The following is a 25,949-nucleotide window of genomic DNA, read 5'->3' on the forward strand; positions in this document are numbered from 1 at the left end:
CTTGGGCAAGTAGGAATAAGGGTTATGCCTCGCGCAGGCTCTGCGCAGGTTCAATATTAATGGCGCGCCAGGCACCAATGCCGGCGACCAGTGTCGCCACGATGATGGTGAGTATCAGAGCGACGAGGCCGTGCAACGGGGTGATCTTACAAATCATCTGACCCGTTGCCTGACTGTCCGCTAACGCCTGGTTAAAGACCTGACTGGCTAAGAGGTAGATCGCAAAGCCGCCGATATAAGCCACCAGACTAAGCAGACAGCCTTGAAAAATCACATAGGCACCCACTGCCGGACGGGTAAAACCGAGCAGGCGGAGGACAGCAATATGTTTACGTTTGCGGTCAACATTCGCGATAAATGAGCCAATAAGTGAGGAAATACAGCCAACCAGTGCAGTGGCGGCAATGGTATTAAAAATAATGCCCAAAACCCGATTGATGCTTTTCACATTTTCTATATCAGCCAGACGGCTGGTGGTTTCGATGCGCTGCTCCCGGAGATCGCGCTCAAGGTTGGCAACCTGATCAATATCGCGGGCGTATAATCTGGCGCGTGCGTAGAGCGGTGGTTTACCGTCAAGCTGCGCACCGCTGGTCATCCCCAACCCAGTTACCGCATAGCCATCGCGGAAATGTTCAAGCGCAAGCAATAACGAAGGCTGGGTAAAGATTGCGGCACGATTAAAATAGGTCGCAGGCAAAATCCCCACGACGGTAACACTTTTTCGTCCCCATTCCTGGCGTTCATCAAGCATTCTGCCTACTCGCAAAGAGAGCGAATCACCGACACTGACCGCTAATTTACGTGCGGCTTCTTGGGTAATGACAACCTCGTTTTCCTGATGGAGTTCAAGGGACTTGAGTAAAGGGTCCCCTGAGTCTGTTGGAATAACTTCAGCATTCTCAATGAAATGTGTGCTGTCTGTTTGCAGGTCAGCAAGCGTATTTAGTGAACGCGTTTGTCCGATGGCGAAACCCACATCGGGTCGCTGCCGTAACTCTTCGATCCAGTTTTGGTTGTAGCTGCCGCTACTCAGCATACGGATTTCCAGGTTACGAGGGTCACTGGCCAGATCTTCTTGCAGCTGGTTCACAATCCCAAAACGCAAACCGAAAAGAAGTAATAAAGGTGCGATAACAGCGACGAGAGAAGAGACGATGCAAAAAGAAATGATGCGATCGTGCCACAGGTCTTGCATAGCCAGGCGGCCCAGCAGTCTGGCTCGGTTAAAGGACAAAATAGGTTCCTCCCTGTTCGTGATTCGACGATGCCACTAACGGTTCAGGCTGGGCAGTTAAACAGGGTAAATTGAAATGTTGTACCAGTGGCCAGTCATGGCAAACAATCAGCGCCATCATGCCTTCCTGGCGGACCAGTTCAATAAACAGGCTAAATAATTTCTTTGCGTTGTAAGGATCAAGTGCGGCTGTTGGTTCATCCGCCAGTACCAGTTTTGGACGGTGCAATATCGCACGTGCGAAAGCGGTTCTCTGTCGTTCACCAAACGACAACTGCGTTGGATATTTGGCCAATAATGGCGCAAGTTTGAGAGCATCGATTACTCTATCCAGCAGCGCGTTGTCGGGGCGTAATCCCAGCAATTGACACGGCAGAAGGATGTTATCTTTGACGCTCAGATAGGGGAGCAACCCCCCATTTTGTAACACAAAGCCAAGCTGACGGGCGCGAATACCCGCTAGTTTATTATGTTGTTCATCCTTTATCAGCGTTGCGATATCAAATTGCTGTGCACCTTCTTCCAGCTCGAAGCACCCGATTTTACTGGGCTGCAGTAATAAGCCGATGGCTTCCAGTAGCGTGCTTTTACCACATCCACTTTCACCTGTGACCGCGACGACCTGGCCTGGCCGCAGCGTGAACTGCGGCAGGTAAACCCGGTGAGCATGACTGCCCTGACCACGAAGAACGCACAACTCCTCTATGCGCAGCATCAGGGCATCATTTCCAGTGGGATGGGATAAACGCGATCGCGTGGATCGCTTCCTTTTGCCAGCTCAACCCAGCGATCAACATCGGCGTTATATTTTTGGTAATGACGCAGTTTGGATGACAGCGTGCGGATAAATTTCTCCTGTGACAATCCATCCCAGCTTTTCCAGGTCTCTTCGTCGAGGTTCAGGACATCGCTCTTATAGGGAAGATCGGCCAGATATTCTCCCAGTACACCCAGATCGCCAATGCGGGCATTGTCCTGTTGTTTCAGCTGGTTAGGATCAGCGCCCATTGTTGCTGCAACAGTACGCAGTTGCTCAAACATTTTGGTCGGTGAGATCATCCCCTCATTTGCTGCTTTAAGGATCTGGCTGACAGCATCGCTTAAGTCACTTAGCTGACCTTTGGTCAAGAGAACACGAACGTCGGTGGTAGGAATGTTTTGCTTAATCAGGTCGCGGTCGCTAATCCATGCCTGAAAGACTAACGGGGCTTGTGTGCTGTTACGCTTACCCAGATAGGCCAACTGCATGGCATGTCCAATTAATGCCGTATCCTGAAGCAGCTTTTGCTCCGGTGTCAGTTTCTGTCCATCGTCTTTCGCGTAAAGCGCACTACCAATCGCAGCATCACCCATGTAAGCAGATTTAACCTGCTCAGTAATGGCGGAAGCTAGCGCATCTACCTGCTGGCCAAACATCTTAAGATCACCGGCATTTACGGCCTGGTAAAGGTTGGATTGGGTACTGTCAAAATTGGAGAGATCCCGGTACTGGCTTTCGGCTTTGGCATGGTTATCTTTGCCGACTGATGTTTTTAGGTGCAGCGTATAGATAGCAATACCGCGGTTACCCGCCTCAAGGCGAAGCTGGCTGGCATCCAGACCGGTACCTGACAGTTTGTTGCTGCCGTCAATAGCACCTGCATCGGTAATCAGGACCATGTAACGTGCGCCAAACGGGCTCCAGTCAATGTCATCAATAGCTGATAGCACGCCGGAATACGCATCCTCGTCATACAAAGAACTGGAGACTTTCGCTTCTTTTAAATCAGCGACCTTCTTCAGGAAATCCGCACCATCTTTCACATGGCTAGGATCTGCGTAAATCTTTGTGCGGTACTCAAGGCCCGGAACGGCTTTGGTGTTTGAACGAAATGAGATCAGCCCAAACTTAACCTGCCCATCCAGATGCTCTTGTTTGATCTTGCCATAGATCTTATTAACCGCTTCTTTGGTACGTTCAATGTAAGGCCCCATTGAAATGGTTGAGTCAATAACGAAGACCACCGAGGCGTTAAACCCTTTCAATTGATTTACGTTATCTTCTTGTTTTTTAGCCGTTTCAGCTTTACTGACGGAGGCTACGTTAAGCAGACGAGTATAGAAGCCATCTTCAGTCATGACCTCTTCGCCGCTCAGGATTGGCAGCAGATAAAACTGCTTTTGCAGATCGACAAAATACTCGGGCTCTTCAGCCTGAATACCCTCGGCATGGCCGTCCCGTTTTAACCTGGCGCGAAGCGGGGCAATCAGCGATACGGGATCGGGGGCAGAGAGAATATCATCAAGGCTTTTTCTCTCTTTAAAGAACAGCAAACGGTCACGGTTTGCCGGGTTGGTAAATGCCAATGTGAGCTGCATTTTCCAGTCGACGGTACATGACTTTGGCAACCAGCCAATAGTTTTACCAAAGCTATCCGGCCCGACCTTAAGCCAGCTCTGGCCGTTTGCATCTTCTTTTTGATAAACATACAGGCTGCTGAAGGCCGGCTGTAGCTGACCTTTATCATCACCTGCGGTAGTCCCAAGTTTGCAACCCGGGGTAGTGAGAACACGTTGATATAACGTTTTCTTACCTTCCTGGAGCAGAGGTTTGTCGCCATCAGCGGCAAATACATGCCCGCTGAGCAACAGGCCACATAATGGCAGAGCCAGACGACTCATCGGATTCCAGGTCATTTTCCTAGCTCCTTAAGGCGCTGTTTGGCCGTTTGGTTGTCAGGCTCCGTTTGCAGAACCGTTTCGTACCAATATGCTGCAGTATCTTTATCTGGCGCTTTGAAACATTCACTTGGCTGGTGGTATTTCGGGTCGTATTCACCTGCGTACACGAGCGCGATTTTGGTATCGCCACCCTGGGCACGGTTAGCATACAGACGCTGTGCAACACCACATTTTTTAGCCTCTTTTGCGGCCTGGATAATGGTCAGCAGTTTGTCACTGTCGAGCTTTTCCTGAACACAGCTCTGGACGAAATCAAGCTCGTTCTGGCTGTTCAAACCCTGTGCAGAACAGGTACTATGAGCGACAGGCTCTGGTGCGGAAGCGGGTGCAGACGCCGGTGTTTCTTGCTGTGCTTGTTCAACGGGGGGGACTTCCGGTGATTTATCCCGCCCTAAAAACCACCACAGCGCACCGGAAATCACGACTAATGCCAGTATTGCCGCTCCAATGACAGGAAGACGGGAGGGCCCTGATTTCGCTGGAGTTCTCACTTCAGTATGAATAACCGGCTCTACAGGTTCAGGGGCAACAACGGTTTCTGTCGCAATGACGGGCTCAGAAGGAACTTCTGGAGTAGCCAGCATGCTGCTGCCGCTATAGTTGCCTGTTTCACCTCTTGCTTCAGAAGAGAACAGTTCGTCGCGCGCCAGCTGTAACGTGGTATTGCGTGTTTCTCCAGAATCCAACTTGATCTGAATTTGTACCTGGCTTGCCGTCGCCAGCAATGGGTCAAGCAATGTTGGGCCAATACGAAAACCGCTACCATTATTCAACGCATAACCACCGTTCATGGTAAACCAGTGTTGTGCAGGGCTCCAACTGCCATCGGGTTGTAGGTAGTTCTGCTCGTTATTGCACAGAGTAAAGGTCAGATTAGTCAATATTGCGGTTTCACCACGCAGGCGGACCATTAGTTGTGCAGTACCTGGCTCTGCCGGCTGGCAGGCGATGATTTTAGCTAGCATGGCATGTTCTCTTGTTTCAATTGGCTGATAATCTGACCAAGTTGACGATTCTGTTCGAAGGAAATATCCCGTGTGGCGCTATGACCCGCATTGTCCAGGATGACGCTCATCAAAGCAGAAAGCCAGTCACCCAGATAGGAAACTCCGGGCTGTGGTGCGACGGCGGCGAGTTGTGGCAACTCATCGTTAGCGAGCTGCTTCTGACGCAGAAACACTTTATTTTTCTCGCCAACATAGCTGTTGGGTACCTTTTCTGCTGGCAGCGTGAGATAACCAAACCAGGCAATAAAATCACGTATGGTCAGTTGAGCACGTAAAACCTGACGTGCTCGCATGTGTACGCGGGTTGTTTCAGCCTGCTCTTGACCCGCCAGGGCATGTTTCAATGTCCCTTCCAGATCCAAACGTGTGGCGGCGGTGATTAGCTCTTCGCTGAGTTGATTCATCAGCTCACTGCTCATGCCCAGTTGACGCCACTGCAACGGTTGCTGCGGCAACTCCCGTAGGTGGGCTACCCAGGCTTTAAAGGCCTGATGCGCGAAATCATCATCCTGGCCTACACGTTCCGTTGCGGCAGTTGCTGGCGCATCAACAACGGCGGTTTCAACAGGTGTAGTCGCAAAGGGATCGCTGGCAAAGGGGTTTTCAGCGAAAGGATTACCACCAAACGGGCTGGTTGCGAAAGCATTGATGGTCGGGCTTTCGCCTTCGGTTTGCGGCGCCTGGTCGAGGTCGCGAATACTCAAATAAATGTTGTTGAGCTCCTGAGTCGGCAGAACCAAGCGTTCGATAAGCTCCCCCATATTGTGGGAACATGCAGACAAGCCCTGCCATAACTCTTTGGCAATTGCTTGTTTTTTCACAATCTGCCCATCACCGTCTTTTTCGTACCACCGACCAAGGCGTTGATCGCCGGTTTCCATGCGACATTGCAGCAGTTGTTGCTGTAAACGTTTTAACTTGAAGTCGAGATGGGCGACGCCGCGTAGTGCTTTAGTCAGGCGCGACATTCCACCGTCGTTGAGTTCGAGCATTGCCTGCCAGGCTGCTTTCGGTTCTGCAACGTGCATATTCACATTTTTTCCGCAGACGAAGGTACTGCCCATGGTATCGAGTACATCACGGTAACGATCGCTGATACCCACTTCCAGGAGTCGCTCCTGTCCAGCATCCCCTTCAAGCCTCAGGAAGGGGTTATCGAGCCCGGGTTTGCGTACCAGGAAACAGTTGTTGAAAGGCTGGTTGGGTGCCCATTGTGGAAGCCATTCATAGTGCGAGAAACGCTCCAGTAAAGTCATGTGCATCATACCTTCCCAGCCTTCTTTTAACTGGCTTTCGGTATGTTGCAGGCTGTTGACGATTCGCATATCACACATGGTGATTGCCCAGAACAGACCCGGGTTGCGGCCTCCGCGCTCTTCGGCACTCTTACCCTGGGTTTTCTCTACCCAGCGGTTTAATACCGGACCCACATCAGCAACGTCGCTCTGTTTGGCTGAGCTGGCGCATACGACAAGCGCATTCATTTCCTGGTTATCGGTATAGCGTTCGAACAGGTAAGCAACTTTTCCGCGAAGCAGGAGCTGCGAAATTGCGTTAAGTCCATCCCGGCCAGCCTGTTCAAGTGCAGTGATCTTGAGACGACCGCGATAGCCAGGGAAGTCGAGCAGATCAACCTGTTCCACAACGCTGTCGGTTTCAACTTCTGCCAGAGGAAAAATCAGCTCTGTGGTTAAGGCCGCCAGTTCCGCCTGCGTTAAGTTGGCGCTACCAATTTGTTGTTCTTCTTTCCAATAACGGATCTCAACGTTGCGATCCTGGCTGGAGCCCAGCCTGTTCAGGCTATCAACGTTCATGATACTGCCGCTGCTATGGTCAGTCAGCGTTTCCAGTGGGGCAAATACCATCCGGGTATGGTTCAGTTTCGCCAGTACATTGGCTAATGAACGGTAGGTTTCTGTGAGGGCTGGCTGTTCTCCCCACAACAGGGAAAAGAGCTCTGCACGATCATTTGGGCTCAACGTCGGGGCAATTTTCAACACCTGCGGCCACCAGGCGTGTTCAAGCTTCTCAACTGACTTTTTAAAGGAGGCGTTAAGGTAATCCCACAAGGCGACGACATCTTCCTGGCTGACGCCGTTATATTCCTGTACCTGCACAGCCCGCTGCAGGAATGGGCGCAGGCGCTCTTCAACCCGGCTTTGGTCAAGCTGATAGCTCAATTGCTCATGGTTGAAGTCGTTAAACCACGCGTTGGCCAGAATCTTAGCCAAATCGATTTCACTGAACAGGCGCAACGGCACTGGGTATCCAGCCGGTGCGGCGGGCGCCTGACGGGTAAAGCGAGTGACCAACCCCGTCGCTTCTTTACCTCCGCCGACAGGGTTAACCTCTTTGATAAAGTCAACACGCCTTTCGCCGTAGAGTGCTTCCAGCGACCCATTGCTACCAGCGGCGAGCGCTGAAATGAGGTACGATTTCCCTGCCTGAGAAATACCGAAAAAACCGACGGTCATCGGTGTTTTGGCAACCTGAGTCAGGCTATTGGCCAGGTTTCTCGTACGCAGCAAACTCAAGTTGAGTTTGTCTGCTTCGTTGTCTAAACGACGTGAACCGGGGCGTACGTTGTCGACCCATCCGAGTGCGTCCAGGCATCCCTGAGCGATAGCAGCCCAACCCTGAGTGAGAGATTTTTGTTCGCTATTCATTATTTTTTAACACTCCCGCTATCGAGCCAGTGACGGCTATCAATGAGCCCTCTATCGGGCATCGTATTGAGTTCCAGATCCAAATCACGTTTGCTAAATGACTTATCGGTGTTGCTGCTGACATCGGCGATCGTCAGGCGATCGCTAATCAGTCCAAGTTGACGAGCTCGTTTACCCTTATCGATCGCCAGTCTGACTTTGAGATACGGGGAGCCGTTATCCGTGGACTGAGCCGAAGAGAATTTTTTACGTCCTTCTTCGCTAAAACGTAGGGTATACAGCGGTGCAGCAGTCCAGCGTTCTGCATTCAACTGGCGATAGCCTAAGCGCAGGTCGCCACGCATAACGATGCTTTGTGTGGTTTTCTCGCCATTTTCATCGGTGATAGCCGGAAGCTTGATCTGCCCGTTTTCAGAATCGATATGTTGATAAACGATGTCGGCATCGCGAATCAGGTTATCCATATCAATGGTGCCGATATGGCGAATCGTTGAATACGGTTTCAGCTCTGAGGTGCGGAAATGGAAGTTAGGAATGCTATGGTTTGCACACAATTGCGTGAGCATGGCACCCACTGAAGCCGTACTTTTCGGATCGTCGATATGACCGTTTTTATGGAACGGATACCAGGTACCAGTCTGATAACCATGTAACGGCAGAATACGCCCTGGCGGTAACGGAAGGTTGCGACGAATAATCGCCTGAATCCCAGGTAACTGAGACGGCCGGCCGGTGAGTAGCAGCAGATCGCAATGATAATAAGACAGCACTTCACAGAGTGCGGTCAGGACTTTATCGATGCTGAACTTACCTGCACAGAGATCGCCATGGAGTTTGGCGAGTGGCAGATTAAGCATGATATCCGCGAGCTTAAAGTCGGTCGGACCTCCCGCTTTCTGAACTTCTCGGCGCACGAATCCTTCGACTTCATCACGAATACAACCGACTGGTAGCAAATCGCCGACACGTTGGTTAATCAGGGTATGCGTTTGTTCATCAAGCGGATCATAATGTTCGTATGTTCCCAGGATATGTAATGCGAGCGGGACGAACAGCTGCAGGCTTAGCTGTTGGCGAAGCACGGCTTCGGCTGCACTAATATTCTGCGATCCGCACAACTGGGACATCAATGTTTCAGTGGACATCACACCGACTTCACGCAGGGCTTGCTCAAAAGCGGGGAGAACGTATGACTGAATAACATCCAGCAAAATGTCATCACCTGCGATCTTAAAACTGTCGCGAAAGCGCTGGTTGGGGATGATATGTACGTTAGTACCACCACCTGTGTGCCCATTATGATCGAGGCGGTAATCGGTGATCACCAGATCGGTGGTCCCGCCGCCAATGTCAATTGAAGCGATAGTGATACTTTCACGATCGGTACGGTCTGGTCGGCCAATTGCGTCGAAAAACTCTTCCGGATGACCGGCAAAGTTCTGATTAATCTCGGTGTACAGGTAAACCAACTGTGCACAGGAGGCTTCGTCCCACTCTACCCTGATTTTAGGTAATGGGATCTTGATGTTAGCTTCCGTATGCTCTTCTTGTACGTCTTTATACGGATCGTTCTCGCCGTTGTGCCAGCGTAACGATTTCCACACCAAGCCGACAGCCTGACGCATGCGTTCATCCAGCACACAGCGTTCAGCCATGGGCATACCTGGTGGAACCGTCAGAATAATATGGCGTAGCTGACGCGGGATCCCGGCGTGTCCCTGACGAATACGCTGCTCCGGGCTGTTAATCTGGCTAATGGCCTGGGTCAGAACTTCAGCCAGCATAAAGGTCATCAGCGAACTGCGTGAGTAGCGTGGCGTAAAGACGGGGATGCGATCCATCTCATCTTCAATGGTGTGCAGGGCTTCGCCTCTTTCATCGATCAGGTTGGCAAACGGTGCCGCCGTTGCCAATGGATTGCTGTCCTGCACATAGCTGCCATTAAAACGCCAACCCTGGCCATAAAACTTCTCATCCCACAAATAGCGTTTAGGGCTGGATAGACCCGTTGAACCTTCGCTGCCTTTACGACGAGCCGCCAGACGACTGGCTTCACCACCAATACGTGCGATAGTTGGCCACTGGAACGCGTCGTGGCGGCCGCTGCGTACAGAGCAGTGATCTTTGCCGAAGAAGGCTTGCGAAAACTCGACCCTGCTTTCAAAAGGATCGGTATAGATATGTTCGGGGGCGCTGAGATCACGTAGTTTCAGCACATAGTTGTGCCTCATGCCTGAACCTGATTGCCCATGATCTTCAATAAGAATGCCACAGGTGCGCGAGTTGCCCACGTCGAGTATCAGGTCGACGGCGATGGGTTTAATCGCATTGGTTTCCTGATTGGCGATCACTCTGAACTGCGGCAGTTCAATGACGGGTTCAGTCTGGATTTGCAGACCTTCGACTGGAATAGCCATCAATGATAGAAGGTTCAGGTAATGTGCCAGCGGGTATTGCTGTGCAAGTTCCTGCTCACGCTCGTCGATATCCCGGCCTTTGCTCGCTTCTTTGAATACTTCTTTGAGCCAGTCGGTTATCCAGTCCTGCGTCAGGTACCAATTTAGGGCATAGGTTGCTGTCGCGACGGCGAAGGTTGCCCCAGCATTCACATCTTCCTGGTTCGGACTGAGATCAGCGGCAGCCTGCTGTTTAGCCATAATACGGGTGTCGATCGCCAGCGTCATGCGATGGCTGTGACCATCTAAATCGGGTTCTGGTAGTTTGACTAAACGAAAACGAGCCCAGTTTAGCGGTCCCTCCTGGTACACATTCGGTGGGCTAAAGCGAAACAAAGGAAGCGGTAACCAGATGCCGTCGAACAACTTCAGGCTCTGTTCGACAGGGATATCGTACTGGCTTTTTGCCTTCTCGATGTTATCGGGGGTCGGCTGATAGAAATAGTAATCGCGCTGCTCGTTGTAAATTAAACGGGTGAGTACACCGTTTGCTAATTTGACAAATTCGCCAGCAGGCAGGCGGCCAAGTGACAATCCGAAATCCATAAACTGGATCCCAGAGTCACCCACGAGGGTAATTTGACGATCGAAAGATACAATCTCAGGCAACATAGTTATCTCGTCCCTGTTCAGGAATTAGGTTGAAGCATGCGAATAGGGAATGTTTTTTCCCCATCATTGCTGCCAATACAATCGGCGTGGCCAGCAGCGGCTGATTTGCACTCGATTGTCGGTACAATAAAGTTTGAACCGTCGCTACATTTCATCTGCTCAGGATTGGTGATACTTAGCGCCCCTTGCTGCACATTGCCGCTGGCAGGGCCACGGCAGGTCACACCGCTGGACTGGCGTATGCTGACGGTGCCATTACCCTGGGCAAAGTTATATTGCAGTTGCAACGGTCGCCCGGTGAGCTTGTCCTGAATACCACCATTCACGCGCCATTCGCCGTTAAGAAACTGCGCCGGGCCATCGGGAAGGGCCGGAGGAAACGTCAGCGGTGTGCCCTGTGCCGGGATGACTGGCTGCGTGGTGACTGGTTGAACTGTGGGGGGCGTTTGAGCGTCTGCGGCTCCAGGTACAGCAGGAGGTGCTGGAATAGTCGACGCATCAGCGTTGGCATCACTTGCAGGAACAACTGGGGGAATTGTGTCGTCACCGACCTGCGTGGTTGCTGTCGCTGCCGGAACGGCTGGCGATGTTGGTTCCAGTGCTTGCTGCGTATCGACTGCAGTACCCTCAGATATACCAGGGATGACAGCTGAACCCACGACGGTTTCTGAACCTGTGCGGGAAACCTGCGTTGTTAAATCGGAAACGCCTACGGCTGGACGTTCGATGGCAGGAGCCGCATCGATCGCCGTTTTATCCGTGGCGATGGCTGGGAGTCCCGGAATGGAGAGTGATGGTACGCATCCGCGTAGTAGACCTAACAATAATGCCAGCAGCAGCAATGCAAGTAGCAACCAGAGTAACCAACGCCAGCTCCAGCGTCTGCGCACTACGGTATATACATCAGGTGTAACAGCTGGGGTTACAGCGGCGTCTACAGGAGCCAGAGGGGTTGAGGCCGCGTGAGGGGGGGCTGGTAGTAATGCCGGACTCAGCCAATGCATAGGGTTACGTTGTTCGCCTTCCGGATGGACAAATCCCCAAAAGGTAATCACCAGGATCCCGTTTACGAGGTACACAAATTCATAATCCGGGAAATGTGTGACTGACTTCAGCAACTGTGCGAAGACGCGGCGATCGCCCCCAGTCCTGTTTTGCTCAGCATTGAGTAACTGTTCACTTAACGCCTGCACTGACATTTGAAACGCATTAAATTGCTGGCGTGCTGATTCCCGCTCCGCTTCACTCGCACCGCTCCAGGGGATGACATCGCCAGGGAAGCTGCTGTACCAATCGGTTCTGTCACCACCCTGATCGTTTTGTGGGATAGCTAAATGACGAGCCAAATCGCGCCCTGCGTCAAGACGGTAGATTGCTTCACGTAACTGGAACGCCATCTTAAAAACGGGATAGCCCGTTTCACCCAGAGCCTTAAATGAGGAATTATGCCCGGTACGCAGCAGTGGTCCCTGAATCGAATTTCGCATTGTCTAAACCTTGTAAGGCTGTGATTTAACAAAAGCCACAGTGATGCAGGCTATTTTTTACTCGCGCCAGGCGTCCATTCAAAACCCCAGCCATAGTGCTTATCCAGCGACTTCCGGTCAGGGAAGAAACGGTCCAGACGTTCAACCGTGATATTGCCATCGACGTTTTTGAGTCTGGCTATCGCCGCAACGTTATTGCGCTGATTGCTGTCAGTCAGCGTGGATATAATGGGGGGTTGATCGGGCACATAAATCGTGATGGTGGCATTGGTCCCTTGCCAGTTATCGGCACCGCCGTAAATGAAGCTATAAATCAGCACCTCATCAATATCCTGCCAGTGGCTACCATTAATGAAGAGCCATTCACCCTCTTGATTGTTACCTTCACGAAGATCTTGTTGCAGCAACAGATAAGGCGGTTTGTCATAGTTTCCCAGGAACTTACTCAACGCTTCGGCACCACTGATCTTGCCATTTTTAAAACGAATAAAGGCGGCGATATCGAGGTCGATAGGCTCTTTATGGCTTCCCTGTTGCCAGGTCAGGTTAATTTTAATCCGCCCAAAATCTTTGCGTTTCTCCAGATTTATGCTGGGGTTTGCCTGGGTTAAGTTCGTGCTGGCTGGGGCTACAGCAGGCGCAGCGGTAGGCACATCGTGATGCAACGGAGGAGAGGGCGAGGTTAAGGAATTTTTATGCCACCACCACCCGGCACAGGCGATCAGCAGCAACAAGAGCAGCAATAATAGCCATGGCAGGAAGCGTCGCCACCACGGGATAACGACCACGGGAAGTGGGGGCGCTTCACTGATAATGACCCAGTTAATCAGCACAGGTTCGCCACCTACGCTATAGCAGTTAAGATCGCGCGAATGCGTTAACAGCCTTTGTAAGGCATGTGCTGAATGTTCTTCGCCGCGTGCGAGTAACTGCTCGATCAAACCGGCCAGAACATCATGGTACTGCTGGCGTTTACTCTGGACGGAGGCTTGTTCCGCCTCGCTTAGCGCAGAAAAGGGCTTTGCCAGCCCCTGGCGCTCAGTCCACCATTCCAGATGTCCTTGTGAACCACGGCGAGCGGTGGCGTAGAGTAGCGCCAAAGATGGCGGAAGATGACGGTGTATGATCGCAACCGTCTCCTCGTAGATTGTCAGAGTCGCTTCATCAATAGGCGCAGCAGTTGTTAATCGTTGCATAACCGAAATCATTATTGTTGTGAGTTATATGCGTGGTATGCATACAGTTGCATATCAGCAAGCCAGAGCCGTTTTCTTCAGCAGCAGAAAAAGTGGCCAGGGGATTTGCGCCACTTTTAGGGCATCCTTAGCGAAGGGTATTTGCTTCCTCCAGGACTTTGATTTTCTGCTTGGCTTCTGCGACTTTTTTTTCAATTGCAGCAATTTCACTTGCGCCACTGGCATGCTGAGACTGCCTTGCAAGTCCTGCAATTGTTGAATTTCCTTCTGGCGTTCACTGCTTTTTATTTTGCTGGACTTCAGCTGTGCAAGGGTCTGTGACAGGTCTGAACGCACGGCATTTAACCTTGCTTGTTCATCGGCCAGCTTCTGATTGACGTTCTGCTGTCGGTTTTGGGTATAAGCCTGCTGTTGCTTCGCCGACTCATTTTCATACTGGCTGAGTCGAACCTGCTGCTCTTTTTGATCAACCTGCTGACGATAACCGCCGGATGTGGCGCAGCTTAGTTTGGTAATAAAACTCGGATCTTGTGCGTGTAAATCACAGTCCTGTGGCGATGTGGTACAGCCGGTAAGCACAATTGCGGCGAGAAGCAGATATTTTCTCATCAAATAATCCATAAATTGAGTCAAATAACAACACTTTACATTTCAAAACGGCCCCAAAAAGGCCGATAATCCTATCGGCCTAAAGCTTTTAGCCCAGAGAAATAGCCTGGCGTTGTTCGTAAAACTCGTTCGTTTCTTTTTCCAGGTCGCTAATCTTGCTATTCAGGCTACTGTACTCTTTGTTTAAATTAGCAAGCTTGGTTTTCTCTGCAGATGTGGTAGTAGTTTGTCCTTGCAAAGCGACCTTGTAGGCAGACTCTTTGTCTTTCATACCTTTCACGGTCTCTTTCATCTTGCTGATGTTGGCGTCGATTTGTGCTAATTGTGTTTTGGCTCCTGCTTTATCAAAGCCAGCCTTATCTTTTTGGATGCTAATTTTGGTTAAGGTTGCCTGGTTTTCACTGATAACCTGTTTCATAGCAAGGGTAGATTTTTCTACTGCAGCGGTATCTTTGCTGATATCCGTATCCATTGCCTGCAGGCGATCGGCTGTGGAGGCATAATCTTTTTTCAGACCATCAAGATAGTAGTTAGCCGTCATACCCGCAGCGCACCCAGCAGCACCACCAATGGCAGCACCTGCAATTGCTTTCTTGGTGTCGCCAGCCAGAGCACCAACCACAGCGCCAAGCGCAGCACCTGATACCGCACCAATGCCACAACCTTGCGCGCCAGAAGCACTAAAAAACTGGGATTGCTCGGTGGTTGTCAGACGTGGATCCGGTTTTGCTCCTGACAGCAGAGTGCTTCCAGTATTGGCGCAACCGCTCAGCAGTAATGTTGCGGAAATTAGCAGACAAGCAGTATTTCGGTTAAAAGAGTTCACTTTTTTTTCCTTAAATCATAAATTAGCAACGATAAAAAGCTGTATGGTGATTAAATTTCGCATAAGTAGCGATTTCATATAGGGCAAAATTAAATTCTGTATTTTTTATGACGTGATAACTTTTACCCCGGTAATACAATAGAATCAAAATACTAAGTGGTGTATTAATTTCGTGTTGTTACTATTGGTGGCGAAATAAAAAACATCCACTTTGTTTTATGATTTTTTTAATGTGAACTATTTGTTTTTAAATGATTTATGCTGTTTACGTAAACGAAGTTGTTGAGCCTTCATACGGAGTAAGCCATGGTGAAATGATCAACAGTGCGGTTACCAGAGGGGCCCTTCTCACAGAACATAAAAAATTCGTTATGAGTATACCTGATTTATTCGCGATGTGAATTTATCTTAATTTAATATGCTATGTTTTCATAGAGGGTTGAATGTTGTTCATGTAGATTGATCTAAGTCAATAATAAAATGACTATTATGATTGGTAGTTGCGATAAGTGTTATCCGTGGGAACTCGATAACTTACCTGAGGCTGAACTGAACGGCCTTTCTTTTTTAAAGCATATTAAAGCAGAATTTTTCACTTATGTGATGTGAGTATTATCTTGTGATGACTTTGTTTTTCTTTATTCGAAATATCTAATTTTCGGATAATGAAAGTATACTTTTATTTCTCTTTTCCGAAATTATCTTCAGGCAGGAAAGAATAATTGATGATAAGAGTTGTATCCTGTTTGCATTTACCTCACGTCGTGAGGTTGCAAAACAGAATACATCCGGTAGGTACGCTATCTCTGTTTTACATGTAATCCGCCAGAATCCCTGCTAGCATAATCAACCACTAACGAGGCTGCTGCTGCGTCGCGCAGTGAATGCCACCGCCGGCAGCTGCAATGCCATCAATATTCAGTTGAATAATCTCATGCTCGGCAAACAGCTCCTGCAAAATAGCGTAGGTGCTGCGGTCAGTGCGCTTATCGCCAAATTGTGGTGCAATCACGGCGTTATTACAGCGATAAAAGTTGATGTAGCCCGCGGCGAAATTATCACTCGCATATGTCTGACGGATGGTGGTCGGCCCTTCAAGCGTCACCAACTCCAGGTGCCGATCTTTGGCATCCGTGGCGGCGCATAATATTTCCAGATGACGTCGGGTGATGGTGTAGTCAAAGGAGGATGGATCCTGCTCAAGACCCGCCACCACCGTCCACCTCAATACCACCACCTCCAAGGGGGAGCGCCGAGCGGATAAATTCGGCCTGAGCGTAGTCGGTGACGAATTCAGCCACATCGGCATCACGTTCGTGCTCCTGCTTATTGCCCCAGCCATTGAAATTAAATCCCACACCGCCGAGCGCGCCGTTGGCGCTTTTTACAAATACCAGCCCGGTGGATCCACAGATCGTCGATCGGGTGAACCAACAGATTGACCGACGGCCCGCACAGGCGCGCGGCGAGTTCGCTGTCTTCTTCGCGAACCAGCATATGCACCGGTTCAAATGCCGCGATGGTTTTGGCGACCAATGCCAGATTTTCTTGCACTATCGGCAGCAGATGAGGCTCCCGGATCTCTGCACTGGCATCAAACGCCATCCAGGTTGCCGTATGCGGCGCACCTTCATCCGTCATTAGCCAACTGCGGTTCTCTGCTGCGCGGGCAAGTTGACTCAAGCTGATACCAGCCATGCTGGCGAGTAGCGTACCTGTTGATGTCACCAAACCTTGTCAGATGAACGAACGTCTTGTCATCATGGGAATAACCTTTGCGTATGTTCACCTTACTGCAGGTGAATAAAATAATAATAGATAATAACGAGCGCGCGCATTTTATTTATTAAATAATAAATAAAACGTCCGTCGGTAAATTTCAGACGGAATATAGCACAGGAGATATACGTTGCAATCGCTTTATTTTATATAATGAGTGGTACTGGCTGATATTAAAACCTCTCAACTATATATTTATATATAATTTATATTTATTAACTCTGTTTTGCAATGTCAGCTTGCACTGAGGCCCTGTCTGGCGGGCCTTGATGCAGATTGTGATCTGGCCGATTGTTCTGCGGTATTTATTAATGTCGTGAAATGCGTGGGCTATAGTAAAGATGGCCGTTATTTCTCATCATTAATAACCGTGAGCGGGGGATGTGAATGAAGAAGATACTGATGCTGGTCGGCGATTATGTCGAAGATTATGAAACGATGGTGCCTTTTCAGGCATTGCAGATGCTGGGCCATCGTGTTGATGCCGTCTGTCCGGATAAAAGTCAGGGGGACTACGTTCAAACCGCTATTCATGATTTTGATGGGGCGCAGACCTACAGTGAAAAACCGGGCCATCGTTTTACGCTGAATGCAAATTTTGCCGAGGCGCGGGCCACCGATTACGACGCGCTGCTGATCCCCGGCGGACGTGCTCCGGAATATCTCCGGCTGAATCCGGATGTCATTAAGCTGGTGCAAGATTTCAACGCTGCCGGTAAGCCTATCGCCGCGGTCTGTCATGGACCTCAGCTGTTAGCGGCGGCGGGGGTGTTAGAAAACCGGACCTGTAGCGCCTATCCGGCCTGTGCGCCAGAAGTTCGTCTGAGCGGCGGGCATTACGCAGATATCGGCATTGATCAAGCCCACGTGGATGGCAATCTGATTACCGCGCCTGCATGGCCCGCGCATCCGCAATGGCTGGCTAAATTTGTTGAAGTATTAATGAAGTAAGCGATGAAAAAAGTCGGTATAACCTGCCTGGTTATACCGACTGTAGATATTACCTCTGTATGAGTGCGAATACGCCCCAACCAATGTACTCCCGGGTGAAGGCTACGTGGCGTGTTGGTGAACTCCTCAGTTGCTCTCTGACTTCCGGGGCAAATTCATCGTCCGGATTTGCCTCCAGCCACCGGCGCATCGTCAGCCATTTGGCCGCCTCGTATCTGTCCCAACCCTCCTGGTCAGCCAGTACCATTTCCACCACGTCATAACCGAGCAGGTCGAAAGATGAAACGAGCTCTGGCAGAGAAAGAAAATCAGTCACTGAAGTCGCGCCGCAAGCCTGGGCGATCTTCTCCGTGGCGGGTATTTGACGCCAGTACGGTTCGCCGATGAGCATAATTCCGCCTGGTTTGAGACTTTGTTCCAGTTGTCTGACTGTTCCAGCGACGCCGCCGGCAATCCAGGTAGCACCAACGCAGGCGGCAATATCGAATTTTTCTTCGGCGATATAACCTGTTGCATCGGCATGAATAAAACGCACGTGCTCATTGACTCCCAACTCTTTGGCCCGCAGGGTGGCTTGCTCACTGAACAGCCGGCTCATATCGATACCAACGCCGGAAATACCGTGATCGCGTGCCCAGGTGCACAACATCTCACCCGAACCGCTGCCGAGGTCCAGAATGCGTGTTCCCGGTGCCATCCGTAAAACCTGGCCTAACGTGGCGTATTTCTTTGCGGTGAACGGATTATGAATGCGATGTGCGCTTTCGCTGATGGTAAAAATCTTCGGGATATCCATCTCTCTCTCCTTTAGCGATTATCAAGTTGGGCGCGAACGTTGTTCAGGCCGGTCGTATTAATACGGTAGGGCTGACCATTGACGGATTTGATCAGTTTCTTGGTTCTGAGCTTTTTGAACACCTCGAGCGTGCAGTCGCAGAGCAGCAACCCTTCACGGCTAAAGCATTCGACGGAAGTGACGCGGCCAGAGGCATCGCGGACGTGAGCAATACGGCCACCTTTGGCGAGAACGTGTAAGGTACGTTGTTCCTGACGGGATAAATTCATACTGGAAAACCTGTTTAATCATCATGTGCAAAACGTGCAAACACACAGCGGTGTCCGCATTCGAATTCGGCGCATTGATAACCAGTCCGGCCTGAAAAGGTCGGGAAGCTGATTATCAGATGATTACATTCTCCAGCATCAAAGCCTCGGGTTGAGTTGAAAGGTATTTACATGCTGAATAATACCTGCAAGAAACAGTAGGGGAACCTCCTTGTAGTGGAAGTGTGATCTGTAACGAGAAATTGTATTTCTTTTATTTAATGACTTTTTAATTCTCGTTATGTAAATCGCATTTATTCATTAAATTAATTTAATGTTTCAGCGTTGCCAGAAACGCTATCGGTAGCCATACAGCATTGCTATTCTTTTTTTATCACCTCATTGATTAGTATGATTTACTCTTTTTGCTGGTTAATTTTGTTCTTTGATAAATGCTCCTTTATCATAATTGTGGTTTTAAATGAAATTTGCAATTTAATGTTTTTAAGAATTTTCTTAACGTGACTAAGTGTGTATACTCGGTCCTGCAAGAAGCGCTTCTGTTATCATTAAAACTATAAGTATGTCCTTAACACCCGTATTACCTCTGCCCTGAATCTCTTCTCGGGGGAGAGGTTTTTTTTTGCCTGCATATTATTTGGCTTATCGTCATAAATGGAAATTTTAATATTATCGTTATTGATGTTCACATTATTGGTTACGCCGATTTAGCTCTACTGACCACTACGGCAATATTGAAATAGTATCAGCCTGAATCTATTTCATAGTGAATAGTATGGTTCTGGCTATGTTTATGTGGGTATTATATAGCTTTCCTTATAACTGCCTTTTTTTCAGCGCGATAGAAGTTTTTTGCTTTTGAGGTAATTGTGATTTTGTTCACGGATTTTAGTGCGCGAAGTGGCTATTTGTAGAGAGGTGCAAACGGTTGCATGTTGCTGATACAGTATTCGTTCATTAAAAAAATATAGCGATGGTATGTCTTATGCCAGTACAGAGTACAGGAATCTAAATGATTTCTATTATCTCATAGGTATAGGGATGCCGTTTATGACTTCTGTTAGCTTAACACCATGGGAAATAGCAGTAAAAACAGACAGGGAATATGATTTAATCAATCAGAAAGGAGTTTTTTAATCGCAGGTATAATCACTAGCCTTTTTATCTTCCTTTATATAAATCGTTGTCGTAATGCCCATAAAATCAGCGTTCTGGGATGAACGCTGATTTTATTTGGTTCTCAGATTATTTACTCCACGCTGCATGCAGAATACCTCTCGCAGTACCTCATAAATGATACATTAAAGGATCTCCTGGAATGGATATTGTTGAACGCTTTATTAACTACACGAAAATCAATACCACGACATCAAGGGAAAACGGCGCTAATGGGATAATGCCTTCTTCTCCTGGTCAAATGGAACTGGCAAAACTGCTTGCAGCAGAACTTGAAGCATTAGGAATGGAAAACATTGAGGTCAGGGATACCGCTATAGTGACGGCAACCTTACCTGCAAATACTGATGACACGATCCCGGTGGTCTCTTTTTTTGGTCATCTGGATACCAGTGCGGAACAGACGGCAGACACCAAAGCACAGCGCCTGCATTATCACGGCGGGGATTTATGCCTGAACAAAGAGCTGAATATTTACCTGCGCGAAAGTGAATTTCCGGAACTGAAAAATTATATCGGTGATGACCTACTGGTGACCGACGGGACCAGTCTGTTGGGCGCTGATGATAAAGCAGCCATCGCCGCGATTATGAATGCTCTTGAGTATCTGGTCGCACACCCGGAAATAAAACATGGGCCGGTAAAAGTGGGTTTTGTCCCGGATGAGGAACAGGGCTTGCGTGGCGCAAAAGCGTTTGATGTTGCCGCGTTTGGTGCTGATTTTGGCTATACCCTGGATTGTTGCGGTATCGGTGAGTTTGTTTACGAGAACTGGAATGCGGGCGATGCGGAAATCATCTTTACCGGCCAGTCCGCACACCCGATGTCGGCCAAAGGTAAGTTAAAGAATTCGCTGCTGATGGCGCATAAGTTTATTGCCATGCTCCCAGGGGGAGAAGCGCCTGAATATACGGAAGGGCGCGAAGGGTATTACTGGGTAAAACAGCTACAGGGTAACAGCGCCCGCACGGTACTTAAGCTGGATATCCGCGATTTCAGTGAAGAAGGTTATAAGGCGCGTATGGCGTTTATTCGCCAGCTTGCCGTCAGCACCTGTGCCCTGTGGGGGGAAAACAGCGTGGTCTGTCATTTAGCCGATCGCTACGCGAATGTGTTGAACAGTTTGCAGGGGGACGCTCACTACCCGATTGATATTGCATTCCGCGCGTATCAGAAATGCGGCATAACGCCCGCACCTGTCGCCATGCGTGGCGGGTATGATGGCGCGGTACTGTCGCAGAAAGGATTGCCGTGCCCGAATATTTTTACCGGTGCTCATAACTTCCATTCAATTTATGAGTATCTGCCGGTGCGTTCTCTGCGGGCTGCCAGTGATGTGGTGGTGGCGGTGATTGAGGAAACTTATACTGAGTTCGCGCAGCGGAGAGCTCAGTCATGATTCAGGTGTTAATCGCACTTCTGGTGATCGTGGTGGTCGCGCGTCTGATTCTGAAAGGTTACCGCGCTGAACCGGTGCTCTTCATTGCGGGCTTAGTCTTGATGATTTGCACCGCGTTAACCGGATGGGGTTCCGTATTACCGAAGGGGGTTGCCAGTACGGGAATTTCCTTTCTCGATCCTTTCGAGGTAATGCGCGATCTCTTCAGCACGCGCGCCGCCGATCTCGGCCTGATGATCATGGCGTTAATGGGATTTGCGCATTACATGGATCATATCGGCGCAAATGAGGCGGTCGTGCGGGTAGTAACGAAACCCTTACGGGCGCTGCGTTCGCCCTATGTGCTCCTCTTTTTCTCCTACCTGCTCGCCAGCCTCCTGCAGTTGGCCATTCCTTCTGCAACCGGGCTTGCCGTGTTGCTGATGGGGACGATGTTCCCCATTATGCTGGGGTTAGGGCTCTCAGCGGCCTCGGCTGCCGGGGTCATTGCTACTTCGCTTGGCGTGGCTTACACCCCGACGGCAATCGATGCTATCAGGGGCTCTAAAGCAGTGAATATGGATGTAGTGGAATATGTTGTTTACCACCAGGGACCCGCCGCGCTGGCAACGGTTCTGGTTGTCGGCGTGTGCCATTTTTTCTGGCAGCGGCATTGCGACCGTAAAGCAGGGACGTTACCGCGGGAAATCGGTAGCGCAGAAGTGACTGATTCAGGAAAATCCCCGGCTTTTTACGCGCTGCTCCCCATGCTTCCGATACTGATGGCAGTAGGATCATCCGAAATGTTCGTCAGGGGTATCAACCTGAATATTATCACCATTGTCCTCATTTCAATGACCATCTGTATGCTGATTGAATGGCTGCGAGTGCGTGATTTAAAGTCGGTCTGCGAAGGTTTCAGCCATTTCCTGAAAGGAATGGGCACTGCGTTTACCGGTGTGGTTGGACTGTTGGTTGCGGCAGGGGTTTTTGCTCACGGAATTAAAGTCATCGGTGCGATCGATCAGCTCATTCTGATGGCCGAACACGTGGGATTACCGCCGTTTGCCATGGCGGTAGTATTTGCGCTGGTGACGCTGGCCGCGGCGATCATTATGGGGTCGGGGAATGCGCCATTCCTCGCCTTCGTTGAGCTCATCCCGCAAATTGCCGCCAGTATGGGCGCTAACGCCGTTGCCATGATCCTGCCGATGCAGCAGGCATCGCATATGGGACGGGCCATTTCACCGGTATCCGGCGTCGTGATTGCCGTTTCCAGCGGAGCGAAAATAACCCCATTCGATGTGGTGAAGCGTACCGCCGTACCGCTGATTGTGGGGTTCGTTACTCACACCCTGATCATCGGTATTTTCTATTAACCGTACCAGCGACAAGCCAACTTCCGGTTCATTGAATCCGGATGTTGGCTTTTTGAATTAGGCGAAATTTAAAAGCGTTAATATTACTGATACCTGTATAAAAAGCCTGGCCTGCTACTGTGAGGCTGTCTGTCGCTCAGCGGAGGATAAAATGCGATTCCATTAGGATGTTTAATGGCTGTTTAGCGTTGGAATGGGTGTTTGTCTGGGGTGTATGGTCAAAACTATCAGGATATTTCTTCTAATCAGCAATTTTTGAAGTTTTATGATGATCATATTTTTAACAGTAGGTGGAATTGATAACCTGTGAGTATTATTAGTTTTTATCTTTATCGTATAATTCTTATTATTTATCGCTGAGCCATCCGGGCATCAATGATTAATAAGAGTGATGTGTTAAGTTTGCAATTTTATTACATAGGGATTAATTAATCTGGATCATATTTTGATGTTTTTAGTTGTAGTATTTTTTAAAATGAAATAATGCAAGATTTACATGTAATAATGATTTATTTGGGCAGGTTTAAGTGGTAAGGGATTCAGGAAAAGTTAGTACGTTACGACACCATTATCAGGATGACCTGGAAGCGTTTACCTGGAGTGCATTGGTAGCAATTGGTATCGCAATACGGGACCGTAAGATTCATTCTAAAATGTCAGAGCATCTTTTTATTATGCAATGGCTGGCCATCGCTAAAAAAAGAAAACTCTTCTCAAGGAACGTAGTCAATGAACTTCAATGGTTAATTGATGAAGGCAAGAAAAAAAGCCTCAATGCACAACTTAAATTTAAAATAGAATATCTATACTCGACTTCGAGTGGCGATGTATCGATGCAAAACGACTATTTTAAGTTTACTCATACGATTGAGGTGTTGAGAAATAATGGCTGGGAAAGCTTTCTGCTTACGCCAGAGAAATGGCGAGATCTGCATGAAAAGATTAAGGTAAGAGAAGGTAATTTTATTTTTATGGATGACACTCGGCTGCAGGCGTGTTTTGGCGTGCAGGGTGAGATTGTCAAACCCTTCTGTATCCGGGTATATGGCGATGTTGAGTTTGCAAAGTTAACGTTCATTAAACATAACCTTCCGGCTGAATTTGTAAAACACGTTTCAAATGAGTTTTATCACTTCCATTTTCTTCTGGTAAGTAATGCTTAACTGACGATGTGAACAATGTGCTGTTAATGCAAAGAATAGATTGATCAACTTGTAAATTTATCGGATAGAAACCACGCGCCAAGGACAGCGAATGTTTACTCGAAAGTTAGTGATTGCCAACGAATGGATGAGGTTGTCTGATATTCCAGACAGTGTGTCCATTTCTTTTCGGGGCGTTCTCGAGATAACTGAAAGTACAGGTGTGCCAGACGCCAGCACGCCGTTGTTACGTTTAGAAAATGAAATGGCACCGATCACCGTCGATTCGTTGTCCTGGGTGCGGGTGCCTGTCGATAGTCAGAAAGACATTACCGTTTATATCCATAAATAATATTAATGTTGAATGGTTTTGGCCTTATTTTTGCCAATGTTAGAGGGCTGCTGTTTATCGCAGTATGTCCCCGTGAGTAATTAATTTATTACCTAAGAATGAATGTGGAAACTTTCTAATAATTAACCATTTTACAGGTTAAGGTATTGCGTGATGTGTCGATAACAATTAAGTCGTAGAGGATTTTTATTGTTATGGAGATGTTTAAATGTTAAAGAATATGAGAATTAAAACCAGCCTGTTATTATTGCTGTTGTTATTTACCTTCATGCAGTTCTTTTCCAATGGATTTGAGTTAGTTGATCTCAAAGGAAATCAAAAAAATACGTTATTACTACATAACATCATTAAGGAGCAGGATACCCTGCATAAGGTCGTTGAGGCTGTTTATAAAGTCAGAAGCGTTCGTGATAATATTCAACAACATAATGCGACCGATGCCCGACAGACAGTGAATCAAATGCAAGAACAGATGGCGTATGCCAGAAAACAGTTCGATATTTTCTGGGGTATTCCTGGATTGACGGCTGACGATCCGCAAATCGGTAAAGTCATCAGAACGGCTTTTGAGCAACAAATGAATGCTGAGCAAAAGTCTATTGATACATTAAATCAGATGCTTTCCAGCAACAGTATTATTAATGCACAAGAAAATGCTAATGCGGAACTGCTCGCGGCTCGCAAAAATTTCGATAACGAAGTGACGAATTATTACAAATCAACAATGCTGATTGGTGAGAAGATCGTTGCACAAACACACGTTCAGTTTAATACCTCGATCCTGAAAGTATCCGTGATCCTGGTCATTACGGTACTTATCTTCTTTATCTGTAATTTCTGGTTGAACCGGACCATCATTCAGCCTTTAAAAATCGTTTCTGAGCATTTTGCGCGGATTGGTAAAGGCGATCTCAGCCATCCTGTTAAGGTGTCGGGTAACAATGAAATCGGCGTACTGTGCTTAAATTTGCATAATATGCAAAAAGGCCTGCGGGAGACTGTCAGCACTATTCGCGATGGCGTTGAGTCTATTAATATCGGTATGCAGGAAATTGCTTCCGGTAATTCCGATTTATCAACCAGAACGGAACAGCAGGCTGCGGCAGTCGTTGAAACGGCGGCCAGTATGGAACAGATTTCAGTGACAACAAAAAATAATACTGATAAGTCACATCAGGCATCCGTCATGACCAGCGAAAGCACGGAAATGGCATTGCGTGGCGAGCGTTTAATGAGTGATATGGTTGAGAAAATTCACCTGATCAGCCGTAATGCGCAAGGCGTGAACGAAATATCCAATGTTATTGATAGTATTGCTTTTCAAACCAATATCCTGGCATTAAACGCGGCGGTGGAAGCCGCACGCGCTGGTGAGTCCGGGCGTGGGTTTGCCGTTGTGGCGAGTGAAGTCCGAACGCTTGCTCAGCGCAGCGCCTCCTCGGCGAAAGAAATCAGTGAACTGGTTGCCAAAGCGGCAATTAGCGTTAAGGAAGGGGTAGAGATAGCCGAAAACAGTGGCGCCATGATGGCGGATATTGCGAAGGCAATACGCAACATTAATGTCTTAATGGAAGATATCTCTGGAGCCTCAGGGGAACAGAGTCGCGGCATCGAACAGATCCGGGTTGCGGTAACGCAAATGGAGCAAGTGACTCAGCAAAACGCCTCGCTGGTTGAGGAGATTGCCGCCACGACAGGCAGTGTGGAAGAGCAGTCGGCAATGCTATCCCAGGCTGTGGCGGTGTTCCAGGTGGAGGAAAACCAGCCTTCAGCATAATAAGTAGAGTACAAACTCGGCGGGTATCGTGGTGCGTTTGACGTGCCCGTTTATGACAGTGAGAAAGGTTGAGCTGCACATGGCTCACAGACCGCAGCTCATCAGGTGTCAATGTTGCCTGATGAGCTGCGCG

At 48.8% G+C, this 25,949-nt stretch carries 19 protein-coding genes and 1 pseudogene; 6 read left to right on the plus strand and 14 right to left on the minus strand.

What is annotated here, in order from left to right; translation table 11 throughout:
• Positions 1–22: 22 nt before the first annotated feature.
• The 12 genes and pseudogenes from B9P82_RS15270 to B9P82_RS29010 form a co-directional block, all read right to left on the minus strand.
• Positions 23–1,237 (minus strand): ABC transporter permease, encoded by a 1,215-nt coding sequence (locus B9P82_RS15270; RefSeq protein ID WP_101700572.1) that lies wholly within the window; start codon positions 1,235–1,237, stop codon positions 23–25.
• Positions 1,227–1,952: an ABC transporter ATP-binding protein gene (locus B9P82_RS15275; protein WP_101700573.1), complete on the minus strand. Its 726-nt coding sequence runs from the start codon at positions 1,950–1,952 to the stop codon at positions 1,227–1,229. The genes B9P82_RS15270 and B9P82_RS15275 overlap by 11 nt, the downstream gene beginning before the upstream one ends.
• Positions 1,952–3,913 (minus strand): vWA domain-containing protein, encoded by a 1,962-nt coding sequence (locus tag B9P82_RS15280; protein WP_101700574.1) that lies wholly within the window; start codon positions 3,911–3,913, stop codon positions 1,952–1,954. Before B9P82_RS15280 ends, B9P82_RS15275 begins: the two co-directional genes overlap by 1 nt.
• Positions 3,910–4,923, minus strand: coding sequence for a flagellar basal body-associated FliL family protein (locus B9P82_RS15285; protein WP_165500051.1), 1,014 nt, complete (start codon positions 4,921–4,923; stop codon positions 3,910–3,912). The genes B9P82_RS15280 and B9P82_RS15285 overlap by 4 nt, the downstream gene beginning before the upstream one ends.
• The gene (locus tag B9P82_RS15290; RefSeq protein WP_101700575.1) at positions 4,917–7,631 is read right to left on the minus strand and encodes a virulence factor SrfC family protein; all 2,715 of its coding nucleotides are present in this window, start codon (positions 7,629–7,631) and stop codon (positions 4,917–4,919) included. The genes B9P82_RS15285 and B9P82_RS15290 overlap by 7 nt, the downstream gene beginning before the upstream one ends.
• A complete protein-coding gene (locus B9P82_RS15295) occupies positions 7,631–10,699 on the minus strand; it encodes a virulence factor SrfB (RefSeq protein WP_101700576.1) in 3,069 nt (1,022 codons plus the stop codon). The genes B9P82_RS15290 and B9P82_RS15295 overlap by 1 nt, the downstream gene beginning before the upstream one ends.
• 17 nt (positions 10,700–10,716) lie before the next feature.
• Positions 10,717–12,186, minus strand: a complete 1,470-nt coding sequence (locus B9P82_RS15300; protein WP_101700577.1) for an SrfA family protein — start codon at positions 12,184–12,186, stop codon at positions 10,717–10,719.
• Positions 12,187–12,236: 50 nt separating this feature from the next.
• Positions 12,237–13,382 (minus strand): tellurite resistance domain protein, encoded by a 1,146-nt coding sequence (locus B9P82_RS15305; RefSeq protein ID WP_080944083.1) that lies wholly within the window; start codon positions 13,380–13,382, stop codon positions 12,237–12,239.
• 54 nt (positions 13,383–13,436) lie between these two features.
• A complete protein-coding gene (locus B9P82_RS15310) occupies positions 13,437–13,991 on the minus strand; it encodes a hypothetical protein (protein WP_246842132.1) in 555 nt (184 codons plus the stop codon).
• An 88-nt stretch (positions 13,992–14,079) separates the two neighbouring features.
• Positions 14,080–14,817 (minus strand): hypothetical protein, encoded by a 738-nt coding sequence (locus tag B9P82_RS15315; RefSeq protein WP_046276306.1) that lies wholly within the window; start codon positions 14,815–14,817, stop codon positions 14,080–14,082.
• An 853-nt stretch (positions 14,818–15,670) separates the two neighbouring features.
• Positions 15,671–16,045 (minus strand): agmatine deiminase family protein, encoded by a 375-nt coding sequence (locus B9P82_RS29005; RefSeq protein WP_246842133.1) that lies wholly within the window; start codon positions 16,043–16,045, stop codon positions 15,671–15,673.
• Positions 16,017–16,515 (minus strand): annotated as a pseudogene (locus B9P82_RS29010) (agmatine deiminase family protein). Before B9P82_RS29010 ends, B9P82_RS29005 begins: the two are co-directional and overlap by 29 nt.
• Positions 16,516–16,983: 468 nt before the next feature.
• Here B9P82_RS29010 and B9P82_RS15325 point away from each other — a divergent pair.
• The gene (locus B9P82_RS15325) at positions 16,984–17,547 is read left to right on the plus strand and encodes a DJ-1/PfpI family protein (RefSeq protein ID WP_016151930.1); all 564 of its coding nucleotides are present in this window, start codon (positions 16,984–16,986) and stop codon (positions 17,545–17,547) included.
• 49 nt (positions 17,548–17,596) lie between these two features.
• On the opposite strand, the gene B9P82_RS15330 is transcribed toward B9P82_RS15325, so the two are convergent.
• Both B9P82_RS15330 and B9P82_RS15335 read right to left on the minus strand, forming a co-directional pair.
• A complete protein-coding gene (locus B9P82_RS15330; RefSeq protein WP_101700578.1) occupies positions 17,597–18,343 on the minus strand; it encodes an SAM-dependent methyltransferase in 747 nt (248 codons plus the stop codon).
• Positions 18,344–18,354: 11 nt separating this feature from the next.
• Complete coding sequence (locus B9P82_RS15335) at positions 18,355–18,612, minus strand: YjhX family toxin (RefSeq protein ID WP_101700579.1); 258 nt, start codon at positions 18,610–18,612, stop codon at positions 18,355–18,357.
• A 1,318-nt stretch (positions 18,613–19,930) separates the two neighbouring features.
• Here B9P82_RS15335 and pepT point away from each other — a divergent pair.
• The 5 genes from pepT to B9P82_RS15365 all read left to right on the plus strand — a co-directional run bounded on the left by pepT (position 19,931) and on the right by B9P82_RS15365 (position 25,816).
• The gene (gene pepT, locus B9P82_RS15345; RefSeq protein ID WP_016155790.1) at positions 19,931–21,187 is read left to right on the plus strand and encodes a peptidase T; all 1,257 of its coding nucleotides are present in this window, start codon (positions 19,931–19,933) and stop codon (positions 21,185–21,187) included.
• Positions 21,184–22,545, plus strand: coding sequence for a C4-dicarboxylate transporter DcuC (gene dcuC, locus B9P82_RS15350; protein ID WP_016151934.1), 1,362 nt, complete (start codon positions 21,184–21,186; stop codon positions 22,543–22,545). Before pepT ends, dcuC begins: the two co-directional genes overlap by 4 nt.
• Positions 22,546–23,072: 527 nt before the next feature.
• Positions 23,073–23,708, plus strand: a complete 636-nt coding sequence (locus tag B9P82_RS15355) for a DUF2913 family protein (protein WP_046275632.1) — start codon at positions 23,073–23,075, stop codon at positions 23,706–23,708.
• A gap of 91 nt (positions 23,709–23,799) precedes the next feature.
• Positions 23,800–24,039: a hypothetical protein gene (locus B9P82_RS15360; protein ID WP_065554255.1), complete on the plus strand. Its 240-nt coding sequence runs from the start codon at positions 23,800–23,802 to the stop codon at positions 24,037–24,039.
• A 208-nt stretch (positions 24,040–24,247) separates the two neighbouring features.
• On the plus strand, positions 24,248–25,816 hold the full coding sequence (locus tag B9P82_RS15365) for a methyl-accepting chemotaxis protein (protein WP_101700580.1): 1,569 nt from the start codon (positions 24,248–24,250) through the stop codon (positions 25,814–25,816).
• Positions 25,817–25,949: the final 133 nt, after the last annotated feature.

It is taken from the genome of Citrobacter sp. L55 (assembly GCF_002850715.1).
GTDB classification, from domain to species: domain Bacteria; phylum Pseudomonadota; class Gammaproteobacteria; order Enterobacterales; family Enterobacteriaceae; genus Citrobacter; species Citrobacter braakii.